Origin of the sequence: Yersinia sp. 1252 StPb PI (assembly GCF_048593885.1) — a bacterium.
Lineage (GTDB): Bacteria > Pseudomonadota > Gammaproteobacteria > Enterobacterales > Enterobacteriaceae > Yersinia > Yersinia enterocolitica_E.
The window spans coordinates 1-13,357 of the sequence record NZ_JAZGQE010000137.1 but is presented as its reverse complement, the minus strand read 5'-3'; the positions used below and the strand labels follow the sequence as shown (position 1 = coordinate 13,357).

Here is a 13,357-nt window from a genome sequence, read left to right as displayed (position 1 = left end):
AAACCAAGGTTTGCAAGAAAGGCCGTTACATTCGGAATATCACTGCCATTTTTGGCCTTATCCATTTTTGCTGCCAATGCGTTAGTCATTGTTGTAGCAAAATTCGGATCATTGCCCAGCGCGGCGGCCAATTCGTTTAGCGTATCGAGCGCCGCCGGTGATGATGAAACCAATGCAGAAATAGCGGCTTGAACAAACGCCGTATTCGCCAGTTGCTGTGTATTGTTTCCCGCTGCGGCCGTGGGTGCCAGCGGCGTGCCTGTCAGCGTTGGGCTGGCAATGGGTGCATAGTCTGCAACAACCTGTTTAATGTGCGCCGTGGTTGCCAGTTGTGTGCTGTTATCTGTTTTTACCGCGGTGGGGGCCAGCGGCTTACCTGTCAGCGTTGGGCTGGCAATGGGTGCATAGTCAGCAGCAACCAGTTTAACGTGCGCCGTGGTTGCCAGTTGCGTGCTGTTATCTGTTTTTACCGCGGTGGGGGCCAGCGGCTTGCCTGTTAGCGTCGGGCTGGCTTTCGGTGCGTATTGCGTATGCGGATCAGCGGCGGCTAAATGTGCGGAAAGCAGATTATCAGCATAGGTTCTCACCTCAATTACTTTATCATCCACATACTTGCGTGTTGCCAACACCACCGACGGATCAATTTTCAGTGTGACCGCCTCGGTGCTGCTCACAATCAGCACCATGCGCACGGTTTGCGTGCGGCCACTGCCTTCCTGTAACTGCGGTTTATAGGTTTCCGGGCAGTTGGCAATAGCAATCAGAATACCGTCGTTATCAAACAATCCGATTTCACGTATCCACCAACCGCCGTCTGTTTCGGGGATCACCTGCTCCGCAATAATCTGGCTACTGTTGGCTGCATCCACACTTAATGAATTCAGCGCGGCGCGGCGTTTTTCGCCAATCAGTTGCGTTTGTGCGGCGTTCGGGAGTGGTAATACGCCGCCGCCATCCCCAACGGCCATATGGGTGATTTGCAGTTGCGTGCCGAGGGCTGTTGCGTTCGCCAGCTTGGCCGCCCCTTGGTTAGTCAGTACGGCAAAGAATTTTGTTGTCATGGGTTCACGCTCACGCTGTCAATAATATGAAGTATGCCGCCGGTGTAGCCTTGGCCGGTCACTGTAATAGTTTCAGGTAAATAGGGGTAAACGGTCAGCTCGTCACCGTCGTAACTGGCAACACTGACGGGAATTGTGCCGGATACATCTAGATTGATAGACAACCCGATCAGGTGACGGCTACAGGGTTTTGCCCCGTCAATCAGCCGTTCCAGTTCAAAATACATTTCATCGGTAATGCCGGTTTCCAACACGCCCACATCAAGGCGAAAGGTGCCGGGTGTTTCATTGGTTTTCCACCACTCAGTTACGCGAATGAGGTAGCCGAGCGGTTCAACCACACGCCGCAATGCGCCAATGGTGCCCTTGCGTTTATGCACATAAGCCGAGGATTTCACCACTGCGCGCTTGGTGGCTTCCGGCCAGCTTTCATCCCAGCGATCAACCGACCACGCCCACGCCAGATAGGGCAGTAACGGCAGCGGGCACAGGTCAGCATTCCATAACTGGCGTAGTGGCACTGGCACATTCCCCAACTGCGCGCAGGCTTGTGCGGCGGCGATTTCCAACGGGGATGATCCGGCCGGCAGCAGGCGGTTATTCATCAGTTCCCCCGACCGTCAGCACGGCACTGGTGCAGTAAGCTGCTTTTGTGCTGTCCAGTACCACGTCAGCCAGCGGCGCATTCAACTCGACGCGCTGCACACCTTCAACATGTAGCGCAGCATGAATGGCGGAAATACGGATATCGCGACCAAGGCGGCGTTGGGTGCTGATATAGGTATTCAGTTTCGCCTGAGCAGCGGCGCGGACTGGTTCAGCTTCCGGCCCCGGATAGATATAGAGCACAGCATCAATCTGGTAATCGACAATGGCGGCGGATTGCACGGTGATACGGTCAGCGACTGGTCGCACGTCCTCATCATTCAGTGCCGCTCTGACAATGCCCAACAGCTCAGGCGAGGCTTCGCCATTCCCCGCCCGCGCCAACACGGTGACGGTGACACAGGCCGGTGACGGACTCAGCGCCGAGGCATCAGCAACCCGACCGTCAGCACTGCGGGCATGGGCTTCATATGCGCCTGTTGGCCCTGCAACACTCAGTGCCTCAAATGCCTGGGGAATACGCAGGCGAAAATCCGTATCAGATTCCATCACAGCGGCGACCGGCGGAATGGCATCAGGATCGGCGGGCGTGATGATCAGGCGTTGAACGTTATTATTTGCCCCCAATTGGTCTAAATCACTGCCATTTGCATACGCTACCATGACCGCCTGCGCTGCCTCGTTAACCCGCTGGCGCAATACCAGCTCACGGTACGCATTTTCCTGCAATAGCTTGACTAAAGGCTCAGACTCTAACGATAAGGTGCGCGTGATAGCCTCCTGTTCATCGGCTGGATACAGGGCGATGAGTTCCGCTTTGCGTTCATCCAGTAGGGTTTCATAATCCAGCGCTTCCACTGCCAGCGGGGCGGGCAGTTGTGACAGGTCGATGGTGCTCACGCATTACCTCCTACTGCGATAGCCAGATTAAAGGTATCAGCCAAATCAGTGCGCTGGCCGTGAAGCTCAAGTGTCATCTTGCCCGCCTTCGGCTCATTCAATATCACGCGGGTAAGTACCACACGCGGCTCCCAACGCATGATCGCGCTGTAGGCTGCCGACATGGCTTTTAGCCGTAATACCGGATTCTGTGGGTCGTCAATCAGGTCAGACAGCAACGAGCCATAGCCACGGCGCATGCACCGCGTGGTGGTCGGTGTGGTGACGATGTCGGTGATCGACTGGGTGATGTGATCCATGTCGGTAATGCGTCGGCCAGTTTGGGCATTCATGCCTAAATACATCATTAGTTTGGCCCGTCCGAGTTACTCCCACCGCGCTGTACGCCGCCGTGGGTGTGGCTATCAACCACTACGCCATTAGATGAGAAGGTGCCGCCGGAGTGCTGAATGTTGCCGGACATTTTTCCGCCGCCGGTCACGTTCAGCGTGGCCGTTTTCAGGTTGTTGGTGCATTCCACTGTGGGTGTATCCAGTGTGATTTTGACCGAGGCGGCGCAGGTAATTTCTGGTGCTGTGGCCTGGATGGACTCGCCCGCATCAAGGATGGCGGTTTTAATGCCGGTGGCCTTCAATGCGCCGGTGTCGGCGTTATATTCAATCACTGCACCGTCGGAGTGGGTGGTGTGCTGGGTGTTGGCGGTATTAATCGGTGTGGCTGCACTGTTTTGATACAGGGACGCAATGATCACACCGGCGGACAGTTCACCGCCAGCGGCCAGAATAATCACTTGCTCCCCCTCTGTCGGCGGCCACCATGTTTTAGCGGTACCGGCACGGCGGACAGACCATGGCAGCCAGTCGGTCAGCAATTCACCGCACCGCACGCGGGCCTTGGGCGGATCGAGAGTTAAATTCACCTGTTCCACGATACCGAAACGGATCAGATTCATTATCAGGCGATAGATTTCGGCGTTGGTCATGGCGGTCAATACTCGTTATTCAGCGTAACGGTATTGTTTACGCGCGCGGGCAGGGGCGCAACGCGCGGCAGTTGTAGGGGAACTGTGACAACTTTTAAGGCTGGGCGATAAAGTCAAACACCTGACTGAGCACGTTATCACTGTCTTTTTTAGTGATGCCGAGCAATTGACGGGCGGGGTAATCCGCTTTCACATACGGGTTAACCTGGTCGGTGCCGCCGTACTGGTGTATCTGGGCAATTTTAGCCGCGACACCGGTATAACCGGCCCCGGCAGAATCGGGCATGGCCTGAAGGCGCAGAAAGGTGGCATTGCGTAAGCGGCGAAACATCGGCTGCTTTTTACTGGTGCGTTTGGTGGTGGCTTCAGCTTCCACCGATAAAAACCGGTCAATATCAACGCGGTTAAAGGTGCGGATAGCGTTACGGTCGTTATCCCAGCCGGTTATCTGGCGCTTATTGCCCGCCCAGTTTTTCAGGTCGCGCACCGAGCCTTGATAAATAAAGCGCAGGCGCTTTTGCACCGTTTTGACGCTGTCTTTACGCTTGGTGTACGGCGATCCGTCGGCGTTTAATTGCTGGCGAATGCGTTGTTGCTGACCACGGCGCAGAGTGATGGAAATATCCCGGCTCAGCTTGTGCCGCGCGCCCGATTTCCCGCGATTGATCAGGCGCTGTAAATACTGCTCAAGTTCCTGAAATTCGTTATCCATAGTGCCTCTTTCCGTCTGTGGCCAACACAGTCATTTTTGTCTGTGCTCGATATCAGCCCGCCCAAGGAGTGTTGGCGGCGGCCCGCTCCCAATCTGCCAGCATATCGCTACGTGGATCGGCGGGTTCGTCAAGGTGGGTTAACTCCAACCGGTCATTCACGTCTGCCACTCTGACCGCTTCGGTCAGCTCGATGTGCATCACTATATCGGCGGTGGCGTTATTGAGAATATCGGCTTCAAAGGTAAAGCCGGTTTTACGCCGGTCGGGATTGAAAATTAAATCCGGCTGATGGCGGTGTATCCACAGCATCGCGGGCAGCGTGACCGTATCCATGCTGTAGGGGTAATCCATCACGATAACGTGCACGGTATAGCGGTATTCGAATGACAGGGACTTTTGCCCAGTGGCGACTACCGTCCCTTTATCCAGCCAGATAGCCAGCTTGTCGGGGTTCTCTCGCAGATAAGGCACCGCCTGACTCAGTGCAGCACGCAGCAGATTAGGTTTTAACATCGGGCGTTCCTTGCTGGCAGGCCAGCACCATATCAACCTGCGCCGCGCAGGCGTGTAATGCGGCCTCAAGTCGGTCTATATCGTCATTTAAATCGCCGTTAGTTTGGGGTTCCGCTGCTGGAAATTGGCAAGGTGTGACTTTCGGACAACCATTGACGGTAATCTGTGGCCCCTGCGAGGGCGGGACGTCGGCGCAACCGGACAATATCATCAGGCAGGGGAGTATCAGCCCAACGGCGTAACGTTTCATTTTCACGGTATAACCTCTTTAGCTGGCTGTTACGGTTCGCCAGCAACCGATCCGCGCTGGCAACCTGTTGGCGCAATTGTGCCTGCGCCTGATTGTTGGCATTGGCGGTCAGTGCCAGGGCAATAAGTTGACCGTTTTTGCTGGCCGAATCGGCCGCTTGCTGGTCAATTACCACTTGCCGGGCTTCAGATAAACGATAAGTTTGTACGCCACTGGCAAGCAGCAAGGCGGCGGCAACCGCCCAGGCGATCGGGGCTGTGTTGATAATTGACATGGATTAGCCCGGATATTGACGTGCGGGCAATTGAAAATGCGGGCCGTCTTTAAAGGTTGTCCAATTACCGCCCCATTCCACGGCGATCCCCAACTCGGCAGCGGCCTGTTTCATAGCATCGACCATCGGATAGAAATACTTCCATTCCCAACTCACCTTGCCGCCCGGCAGCGGCACAATATCCACCGCGTGGCCGGTTAAGTGGCGACTGTTCAGAGTTTGGCTGGCTCCAGCCTTGACCAGTTCACGCTGGCGTTCCAGTGTGCGACGGCCCTCAATCACTTTAAAATCAATCGGGGTCAACTCCAGCGCACGGCGTACTACCTTGACTAAATCAGGGTGCACGCTGATCAGGTTGGTTTCGCTGGCCTTGCCGAAAATAAATTTATTGTTTGGCATCAGGGGTTCCCGCCTTTTTATTCACGATTTTAAATACCAGCTCACGGATAGCCTGCAAGCCAATAAGCCCTATCAGGCAACTGATAAAGATTTCCACTTTTCCGGCGGCGACTTGGGTCAATGCCCCGTTTAGACAGGGAATGGCATCAATCGCGCGGATCAGCATCGGGGAGATCACCGGGCCAATATTGACGCCGACCAGCCCGCAGACCACGCCCTCACCAATGCCTTCGCGCAACTTACCACCGCCCCAGACCACGCGGCGGAAAGCCACAATAAAGCCGACCAGAAAGCCGTTGATTACCGTTGAATGCGTGGAATAAAAATCCACCATCGCGCCTATCCAGCGCGGATCTTTTTCTGGCATTTTCATGTCCGTTACCCCCTTTGGGGAGTCGTAACTGTGGCGATTAGTCCCACAGTTGAATAATGGTTTTTTGTGCCGGCTCGGTGGTGTCCGGCAACTCCAGCCAGTGACCGGCTGGCAGCACTGGCCCCAGTTCAGCCAGTCCCGGATTCGCCTTATAGACTGCCTCAGTAACACCCTCGGTGCGGCCGTAATGACGCCAGCACAGGGCATCAACGGTGTCATACTGTTGAGCCTGAATACGCATTTACACCAACTCGGCAATGCCGCGTTCACGGCCTTGCACATCACTGATGGCCCAGCGGGCATCGCGCCACAGGTCGGTGATTTGCGGATCAAGGGCGTCCGCCCGTTTATTGCCGTCGCCGGTAGTGTCCATATCGCGATAACGTTCGGTCAGATTGGCCTTGGCATGGCAGTAGACCGCACGGCGGTAGCGCTGCACTCGCATAGATTCGCCTGCGACTTTTTCAGACTCCACATCTTCCAGCGTCATCACGCCAGCGGCTTCCTGTTCGCTGCGCCATGCCCGCAACTGGCCGTTGGTGTTACTGATAGCCTCAATAACCGCTTCTTTTAAGCGTTCGGCGGTGACATTACCGTCCAGGCGCATCACTTTGCGTAAATCACCCAGTGAGATCACCGGCCAAAACGGCGCGCTGGCGATCGTCACGTCCGGCCCTTCTGGTGGGCTTGCCGGGTGTACCGGCTCTTTGGCGAGAAAACTCATAGCATCACCGTTAATAAAATGGGCGGTGGACGCAGTTATCAGGGATAAACCTCATTTCTGCGTGCCGCCCGACGTGCGGGGCACGATTCAGGGGGTACGTTTGGCGCGTACCGTGTTTGTTTTTGCTTTGGCCGCCGGTTTTTTGGCAGCGGTAGCAGATTTAGTTTTACTGGCCGGTTTCGCCGCTGTGCTGACGGGCACCTCTTCGCTAACGGCTGACGTATCAGGCAGCGTGGCGGCTACGTCAGCACCTGCAACCGTGATAGCGTCGGTTGCTATGGTCTGCCCGGTGTCGGTTACGCCACTGCCTTCCGCGCTGGCAGCGACCGCTGCAATCAGTGCGGCTTTTTTCAGGTTCCGTTCCAGCACTTCAATATCTTTTTTCACGCCAGCATCTTTGTGCGCAGCTAAAGCCCGCTGCAACCAGATAAGGGCGGACGCCTGATCAGCCAAATTGGTGCTTTCACGCTGGGTATAACCAATCGCTTTAAGCAGTTTGGCGCGAGCTTCGTCCGGCATATCTTTATCTGCTGTCAGCTCGTGCAGGCGCAGCAAAATATCAATCTCAATCGCCGGATTATCGGTTGCCGCACCTTTAAATCGCAGTAATGCGGCTTCTGACACTTGATCGACAATGAAACAGGCGGCCGTGCGCTGGTATTTGTCAGCCATTGGCAGGTTATGGCTGATCACATATTCAGCCAGGCGCAGTGCGTCACGGTATAAACCAGCATCCACCGACCACACCATGCAGGTAGTGACAACCTCGTCACTTTGGCCGGTGTTGGCCGTCAGAACGCCGTCGATCCAGCCGTCATAAGCGGGCAACATTTCCCGCTTCATGCTGGCGCGGGTGATATGAGACTGAAATTGTGATAGACGGCGCTGATCAATGCGCAACCGGTAAAGCTGTTGTTCGTAGGCGGAGCCTTGCACCACGTCTTCCTTGGTGCCGCGCCGTTCTGCCATCACTTTGTCGTAATGGCGCTGTGCTGGAGTTAACATCATGCCCCCTAGGCGTAATGGGGCGGCTGAGCCGCCCTTAAGTGACTAGCGACCGTTAAACCGGCTCACCGGCTTTGATGCCTTCAATCAAACAACCAAACCCGTAATCCTCAACGCAATAAGCCTCGTTGTCGGACTCATAGGTGGTGACGCGGTTAAATTCCGGTTCCTCTTTGATGGTGCGGCGGTGCGTCCCTTCTTGCACATAGATAGCCAGGTTGTCGAATGTAGTGATAAACATGGCATCGGCGGGGAAGAACGGCGCGCGGTAGGTCTGCATACCCCCGATTTGCTTCTGTGATACCAACATTTGACCGGCCAGTGCTTCAGTGTTCGGATTACTGCCGCTGACGGTATTCAGTACCGGGAAATATTTGTCAGCCAGCAATTTGCGGCCACAGATAACAATCAGGCCGGTGTCATCCTGATACCACGGGTCGATCAGGCTGTTGACCGCATCAAAAGCCAGTGAATCAAGATTGCCGTACTGTCCCTTGGTGATAAGTTTGTTGTCCTCATCGCGGGTTGAGACCATCACGTCAGACATCACGCGTTGAGGGGCAAACAGACGGTATTTTTTCAGCCAGCCGATATTCACGTCCTGCAATAACGGGTTAGCGGCAATATCTGACTTGGCGGCAACGGATGTCCCGTTAAAGCCGATCATGATGCGATCCAATGCCCGGCGCGTAATGATCTGATTGGTCACCCGTGTTTTAAAGTCACGCTTACCGGCCCACGCATCCAGACGGGCATAACTGATATAGGTATCAGAGTTGGTTTGTTCGCAGCGGTACTTTCCATCATCTTCAATGGTTTCCGGTGAGTTCGGTTCACGGCGGACCGTTGTCGAGGTATTGCGGCTGGCGATCGGGCCACTAACACCAATGCCAATGCGCTGCCCTTCCTGTTCCGGGACAAGGTTTACATTGATGCGTTTTAGAAAGTCACTGGAGTGCTGAATTTTATCTTCCAGTGTTTGGGCAACTGACGGGGCAACCGTAAATTGTTTGCTTACCCGTCCCAGTGGCAAGCCGTTGAGCTTGGCCTGTGTGGACAGATATTCGTCCCATTTATCACGTGTTTCATTTCTCATGTTCTTCATTCCTGTGCATTCAATAGGGCGATTTAGCAATCGATAGTGTCGTCAGCGCTGCCTTCCGGGCCACCTTTGGCGGGTGGTCGCTGATTGAACTGGCTATCTTCGGATTGCAACTTGGTCGTCAGCGTGGCAAACGAGGTGGACAACTGGAGCAGTTGACCTTTGAGGTCAGCTACTTCCCGCTGATTGGCGGCAAACCGTTGTTGGGATTCCAGTACGGTTTTTTGACTCTCAGCAACCAACTGCACAGCCTGGCGAATATCGTCGAGATTGCCGTCGGTTTTCTTTTCAGCACCAAACAGCAATTCTTTGATTTTGGCGGTGAATTTCTTGCTGGTGTCGTCCGCTGGCTGCACCTCTTCGAACTCAATAAACGTTTCTTCCAGTGCGGTAAACAGGCAATCAGGGGATTGTTTACGGCCAGCCAGTGGGTTCGGTTTGGACTCAGCAACCTGTTTCGCGCAGAACTGAAGTAGCTCAGTGCCTAAGCTGGCGGGATCGTCAGTCAGCGCCAGCCCTTTCAGATAAGCGCGGCCACTGGTGGCAAAGTTCGGATCGAACTGAATAGAGCTGTAAACCTTCTGGCGGCCCTTGTTCAGCGTCAGTAATTCGTCGGTCGGATCAATCTGGGCGAACAGCGCCAGTTTGCCTTTAAGTGCACCCTCGGCAATTTCTTCCGTTTTTACGGCGGTGATATCGCCATAACAGCGGAATACGCTATCAGGGTAGGGGCTTTTGTAGTGCTCCAAATCAACGCGGGCACCGTAGACCTTGGGGTCGTAACTGAGTGCTATGTCGAGTAGATCCTGGCGGTTAATGATGCGGCCGTCAGTGGTTGCCCCTTCAACGGCAACGCGGAAAAACTTGGATAATTTAGACATATAACAATGCTCCGGGTATCAGCAATTGGTGTGCAGTAAGCAGCGGACACCATCATCACCCCAGCACCTAAACCCGCGCAAAGCCTTGTTATTGTAAGAGACCTGCTACAACTTTATCGCCTCGCCGACAGTCACGCGGGCGCGATAGCCTAGCCTCATGAACAAATTAGCCCCCGATTCTGTCCGCGATGCCCGTAGTCTCTATTGGCAGGGGTACCAGATATCCCACATCGCCAAGTTGACCGGTTTCAACGTGCACACGCTGTATTCACGGCGTAAGCGCGAGAACTGGGACAAAACCGCGCCCCTTGACCGGGTGCGCTTTACCACTGAAGCCCGTTACAACCAACTGATTGATAAAACCGATAAGAGTGGGCGGGATTTTAAAGAGATAGATTTGCTGGCGCGCCAACTGGTGCGCTTTGACCGTCAGCTAAATAACGAGGGTGGCGAAGGGCGCAAGAAGCTGCCGAAAAACCATTTCACTGATGAGCAGATCGCGCAACTGAGAACGCGGTTTTACGAGGGGCTTTATGAGCACCAAAAGCGCTGGTATAAAGCCAAAAGTCTGGCGGTTACCATCAGGAATATCCTCAAGTCGCGCCAGATTGGGGCAACCTGGTATTTTTCCCGCGAAGCCTTGGTTGACGCACTGGAAACTGGTCGTAATCAGATATTTCTATCGGCATCCCGAGCCCAAGCGCATCAGTTCAAGCGCTTTATTATCAAGTTTGCCGCCGAGGTGGGTGTTGAGCTGAAGGGCGATCCGATCATGCTGTCCAACGGGGCCGAACTGCATTTCCTTGGCACCTCGGCGGCGACGGCACAGTCGTATACCGGCAACCTCTATTTCGACGAATATTTCTGGACCAGCAATTTTATCAACCTGCGCAGTGTGGCCGCTGGTATGGCAACACAAACCGGGCTGACAGAAACCTATTTTTCTACCGTCTCCAGTGAGGAACACGAAGCCTATCGTTTCTGGTCGGGTGAGCTGTTTAACGACGGTCGCAAAAAGGCTGACCGTGTCACCGTTGATATCACGCACAAGAATCTGAAAAACGGCAAGATCTGCGCGGATATGCAATGGAAGCAGATTGTTACCGTAAAAGATGCCGCCGCGTTAGGCTTTGACCGTATTGACGTGGACGATCTGATCGCCAAGAAATCCCCGGATGAATTTAACAATCTGTACATGTGTCAGCCCATCACCAACGGTGAACGGCCGTTCTCATACAGTGAGCTGATTAACTGCGGGGTGGATGGCTGGAACGCGGATGTGTGGGACGACTGGCGGCCGTATTCACCGCGACCATTAGGCAGTACGCCGGTGTGGATTGGTTACGACCCCAACGGGGAAGGCGAAGGAGGGGACAGTGCCGGACTGGTCGCCATCGCTCCGCCACAGGTCGAAGGGGGTAAGTTCCGCGTGCTGGAAGCCATTCAATTGCGTGGCATGCCGTTTGAACTTCAGGCGGAGGAAATCAGGAAAATGACCCAGCGCTATAACGTGCAATTTATCGGTATTGACGGTACCGGCATTGGTGGGGCTGTACATACGATTGTGCAGGGGTTTTTTCCAACGGCCGTGAAATTTGTTTACAGCATCAGTGTGAAATCCGCCCTGGTACTCAAGGCGCAAATGGTCATGCGTCGGGGCCGTTTTGAGTATGACGCTGGGCTAAGTGTGATTGCTCAATCCTTTATGACTATCCGTAAATCAGTGACACCGGGCGGAATGGTGACTTACGTATCCGACCGCTCCAAAGGGGCCAGTCACGGCGACGTGGCCTGGGCCATCATGCATGCATTGCAAAACGAACCGATTGGCGCAGAAAACGGCGGCACCGGCGGCGGCTTTGTTCAGGAGTTTTAACCGTGGAAATGAATACAACTTTACCCGCAGCAGTCACAGCGGGAGCACCGCCAGCCCAGCAACCTATATCGGCGATGGAATCTTTTACTTTTGGCGACCCGACACCGGTATTGGATCAGCGCGACTTATTGGATTGCATGGAGTGCGCTCGCAATGGCGATTGGTACGAGACGCCGATCAGTTTTTACGGGTTAGCCCGTATTTTTCACTCAGCCATTCACCATCAATCACCGCTTAATTTTAAACGCCGTGTACTGATGAGTTGCTACCGGCCGCACCCGTTACTGTCCCGCGCTGATGCCGGGGCATTTGTGCAGGATTTTCTGGTGTTCGGCAATGCCTATCTTGAACTGCGCAAAAATAGACTGGGTGGCCCGCTGGCGCTGAAGCATGTTCCGGCCAAGTACATGCGGCGGGGGAGTAATCTGGATCAGTATTGGTTTGTGACCTATGAGAAAGAGGACTACGCCTTTGCACCTGGCTCGGTGTTCCATCTGGCCGAGCCGGATATCCATCAGGAAATTTACGGCTTGCCGGGGTATCTGGCGGCCATCCCGTCGGCGTTGCTCAATGAGGACGCTACGCTGTTCCGGCGCAAGTATTACATTAACGGCAGTCATGCTGGGGTGATTGTCTATCTGTCTGACGCCATGCAAAACGATACCGACGTGCAGGCGCTAAAGCGTACGCTGACCGACGCTAGAGGGAAGGGGGCATTTAAGAACGTATTTGTGTACGCGGCAGGCGGGAAGAAAGACGGCCTGCAAATCATGCCTTTTAGTGAGATAACCGCCAAAGATGAGTTTAACGGCATCAAGAACGTGACCCGCGATGATTTGCTGGCCGCGCACCGTGTACCGCCGCAACTGATGGGGATCATGCCGACCAATACCAGCGGCTTTGGGGATGTTGAGAAGGCGGCGAAGGTGTTCGCCATCAACGAACTGTACCCCATTATGGGAGATCTAAAAGCCCTGAATGACTGGCTGGGCGTGGATGTATTCCAGTTTAACCCTTACGCACTGGCCGAAGTCAAAGCCTGACCCACCGATTCATTCAATAATTTTCATCCATACCCACACCGGCGCGCCCTGCGCCGCGTGCACTTCCCCCCTCACGCTATAACGCGCTGTGCGGCCCATAGAGAGGTGCACGCCTCACGCATCCGATCACGACACCCATCACACGAATGCACATCACCATGACCCACAAGCGGCGCATCAGCCGGAGGTGCCCGACCTCCCTTAGACCCTTCAGCGCGCGATTGTCTCCCCTCCACGCCTGCACGCAAAAAGGGTCGCTTTTTGTGCATTTGTGTAAGTGGCAGCAGGCCGCGCCAGTTCTGGGATGGAAGGGGTGAAATAGCATCAAAAATATTGTGCAAACTTGTGCGGGATTTAAACAGAATATACTTTACCCTCGGACTTAATTATTAAGTCCGAGGACTTTTGAATTACCAGTAGGATGAAACAACCACCGCTGAGTACATTTTTAAATTTTTTGACAAACTACATGGTAGATAAAATCTTACTCCTTTTTTTGTATCCTTTGGAAAGCAGAATTTTGTGCCTCTGTAAGAGTTTTGCAAGACTCAGCAGACATGAATTTTATTTTAACAACATCGTTAAAAACTATTTTTATATTTGAGCTAACTTCTAAGATTGCCATCAATAATATATCATCGCCAGAAAGATCATG

The 13,357-nt window shown here is 54.1% G+C and carries 18 protein-coding genes; 2 read left to right on the top strand and 16 right to left on the bottom strand.

Annotation, left to right across the window (positions count from 1 at the left end; all coding sequences use genetic code 11):
• The 16 genes from V2A85_RS17345 to V2A85_RS17270 all read right to left on the bottom strand — a co-directional run.
• Positions 1-1,061, bottom strand: a 1,061-nt coding sequence (locus tag V2A85_RS17345) for a phage tail protein (RefSeq protein ID WP_420071950.1), incomplete at its 3' end; no start/stop codon positions are given.
• Positions 1,058-1,666, bottom strand: a complete 609-nt coding sequence (locus V2A85_RS17340; protein WP_420071949.1) for a phage tail protein I — start codon at positions 1,664-1,666, stop codon at positions 1,058-1,060. The genes V2A85_RS17340 and V2A85_RS17345, both read right to left, overlap by 4 nt.
• Positions 1,659-2,567 (bottom strand): baseplate assembly protein, encoded by a 909-nt coding sequence (locus V2A85_RS17335; protein ID WP_420071948.1) that lies wholly within the window; start codon positions 2,565-2,567, stop codon positions 1,659-1,661. Before V2A85_RS17335 ends, V2A85_RS17340 begins: the two co-directional genes overlap by 8 nt.
• Entirely contained in the window at positions 2,564-2,899 is a 336-nt protein-coding gene (locus V2A85_RS17330; RefSeq protein WP_420071947.1) for a GPW/gp25 family protein, read from the bottom strand. Before V2A85_RS17330 ends, V2A85_RS17335 begins: the two co-directional genes overlap by 4 nt.
• A 14-nt stretch (positions 2,900-2,913) precedes the next feature.
• Positions 2,914-3,549 carry a phage baseplate assembly protein V gene (locus V2A85_RS17325; protein WP_420071946.1) on the bottom strand — a complete coding sequence of 212 codons (636 nt, stop codon included), beginning with the start codon at positions 3,547-3,549 and terminating at the stop codon, positions 2,914-2,916.
• Between the two features lie 94 nt (positions 3,550-3,643).
• Entirely contained in the window at positions 3,644-4,261 is a 618-nt protein-coding gene (locus V2A85_RS17320; protein WP_420071945.1) for a phage virion morphogenesis protein, read from the bottom strand.
• Positions 4,262-4,313: 52 nt separating this feature from the next.
• The gene (locus V2A85_RS17315) at positions 4,314-4,775 is read right to left on the bottom strand and encodes a phage tail protein (protein WP_420071944.1); all 462 of its coding nucleotides are present in this window, start codon (positions 4,773-4,775) and stop codon (positions 4,314-4,316) included.
• Positions 4,762-4,980 carry an Rz1-like lysis system protein LysC gene (lysC, locus tag V2A85_RS17310; protein ID WP_420071943.1) on the bottom strand — a complete coding sequence of 73 codons (219 nt, stop codon included), beginning with the start codon at positions 4,978-4,980 and terminating at the stop codon, positions 4,762-4,764. The genes V2A85_RS17315 and lysC overlap by 14 nt, the downstream gene beginning before the upstream one ends.
• A complete protein-coding gene (gene lysB, locus V2A85_RS17305) occupies positions 4,874-5,299 on the bottom strand; it encodes an Rz-like lysis system protein LysB (RefSeq protein WP_420071942.1) in 426 nt (141 codons plus the stop codon). Before lysB ends, lysC begins: the two co-directional genes overlap by 107 nt.
• 3 nt (positions 5,300-5,302) lie before the next feature.
• Positions 5,303-5,698: a M15 family metallopeptidase gene (locus V2A85_RS17300; RefSeq protein ID WP_420071941.1), complete on the bottom strand. Its 396-nt coding sequence runs from the start codon at positions 5,696-5,698 to the stop codon at positions 5,303-5,305.
• The gene (locus V2A85_RS17295) at positions 5,685-6,071 is read right to left on the bottom strand and encodes a phage holin family protein (protein ID WP_420071940.1); all 387 of its coding nucleotides are present in this window, start codon (positions 6,069-6,071) and stop codon (positions 5,685-5,687) included. Before V2A85_RS17295 ends, V2A85_RS17300 begins: the two co-directional genes overlap by 14 nt.
• Positions 6,072-6,108: 37 nt before the next feature.
• Positions 6,109-6,312 (bottom strand): tail protein X, encoded by a 204-nt coding sequence (locus V2A85_RS17290; RefSeq protein WP_420071939.1) that lies wholly within the window; start codon positions 6,310-6,312, stop codon positions 6,109-6,111.
• Positions 6,313-6,795 carry a head completion/stabilization protein gene (locus V2A85_RS17285; protein WP_242365104.1) on the bottom strand — a complete coding sequence of 161 codons (483 nt, stop codon included), beginning with the start codon at positions 6,793-6,795 and terminating at the stop codon, positions 6,313-6,315. It lies immediately after the preceding gene.
• Positions 6,796-6,882: 87 nt separating this feature from the next.
• Complete coding sequence (gene gpM / locus V2A85_RS17280; RefSeq protein ID WP_420071938.1) at positions 6,883-7,803, bottom strand: phage terminase small subunit; 921 nt, start codon at positions 7,801-7,803, stop codon at positions 6,883-6,885.
• Positions 7,804-7,855: 52 nt separating this feature from the next.
• Entirely contained in the window at positions 7,856-8,896 is a 1,041-nt protein-coding gene (locus V2A85_RS17275) for a phage major capsid protein, P2 family (RefSeq protein WP_420071937.1), read from the bottom strand.
• A gap of 32 nt (positions 8,897-8,928) precedes the next feature.
• A complete protein-coding gene (locus V2A85_RS17270; protein ID WP_420071936.1) occupies positions 8,929-9,783 on the bottom strand; it encodes a GPO family capsid scaffolding protein in 855 nt (284 codons plus the stop codon).
• A 157-nt stretch (positions 9,784-9,940) separates the two neighbouring features.
• Between V2A85_RS17270 and V2A85_RS17265 the strand changes: the two genes are divergently transcribed.
• Together V2A85_RS17265 and V2A85_RS17260 are read left to right on the top strand one after the other, a co-directional pair.
• Positions 9,941-11,659, top strand: coding sequence for a terminase large subunit domain-containing protein (locus V2A85_RS17265; protein ID WP_420071935.1), 1,719 nt, complete (start codon positions 9,941-9,943; stop codon positions 11,657-11,659).
• A gap of 8 nt (positions 11,660-11,667) precedes the next feature.
• The gene (locus tag V2A85_RS17260; protein ID WP_420071951.1) at positions 11,668-12,702 is read left to right on the top strand and encodes a phage portal protein; all 1,035 of its coding nucleotides are present in this window, start codon (positions 11,668-11,670) and stop codon (positions 12,700-12,702) included.
• The last annotated feature ends 655 nt before the right edge of the window (positions 12,703-13,357 follow it).

Coding starts and splice junctions, on each gene's coding strand:
- V2A85_RS17340 (WP_420071949.1), bottom strand. CDS start 1,666: ATGAATAACCGCCTGCTGCCGGCCGGATCATCCCCGTTGGAAATCGCC.
- V2A85_RS17330 (WP_420071947.1), bottom strand. CDS start 2,899: ATGAATGCCCAAACTGGCCGACGCATTACCGACATGGATCACATCACC.
- V2A85_RS17325 (WP_420071946.1), bottom strand. CDS start 3,549: ATGACCAACGCCGAAATCTATCGCCTGATAATGAATCTGATCCGTTTC.
- V2A85_RS17320 (WP_420071945.1), bottom strand. CDS start 4,261: ATGGATAACGAATTTCAGGAACTTGAGCAGTATTTACAGCGCCTGATC.
- V2A85_RS17315 (WP_420071944.1), bottom strand. CDS start 4,775: ATGTTAAAACCTAATCTGCTGCGTGCTGCACTGAGTCAGGCGGTGCCT.
- lysB (WP_420071942.1), bottom strand. CDS start 5,299: ATGTCAATTATCAACACAGCCCCGATCGCCTGGGCGGTTGCCGCCGCC.
- V2A85_RS17300 (WP_420071941.1), bottom strand. CDS start 5,698: ATGCCAAACAATAAATTTATTTTCGGCAAGGCCAGCGAAACCAACCTG.
- V2A85_RS17295 (WP_420071940.1), bottom strand. CDS start 6,071: ATGAAAATGCCAGAAAAAGATCCGCGCTGGATAGGCGCGATGGTGGAT.
- V2A85_RS17290 (WP_420071939.1), bottom strand. CDS start 6,312: ATGCGTATTCAGGCTCAACAGTATGACACCGTTGATGCCCTGTGCTGG.
- V2A85_RS17285 (WP_242365104.1), bottom strand. CDS start 6,795: ATGAGTTTTCTCGCCAAAGAGCCGGTACACCCGGCAAGCCCACCAGAA.
- gpM (WP_420071938.1), bottom strand. CDS start 7,803: ATGATGTTAACTCCAGCACAGCGCCATTACGACAAAGTGATGGCAGAA.
- V2A85_RS17275 (WP_420071937.1), bottom strand. CDS start 8,896: ATGAGAAATGAAACACGTGATAAATGGGACGAATATCTGTCCACACAG.
- V2A85_RS17270 (WP_420071936.1), bottom strand. CDS start 9,783: ATGTCTAAATTATCCAAGTTTTTCCGCGTTGCCGTTGAAGGGGCAACC.
- V2A85_RS17265 (WP_420071935.1), top strand. CDS start 9,941: ATGAACAAATTAGCCCCCGATTCTGTCCGCGATGCCCGTAGTCTCTAT.
- V2A85_RS17260 (WP_420071951.1), top strand. CDS start 11,668: ATGAATACAACTTTACCCGCAGCAGTCACAGCGGGAGCACCGCCAGCC.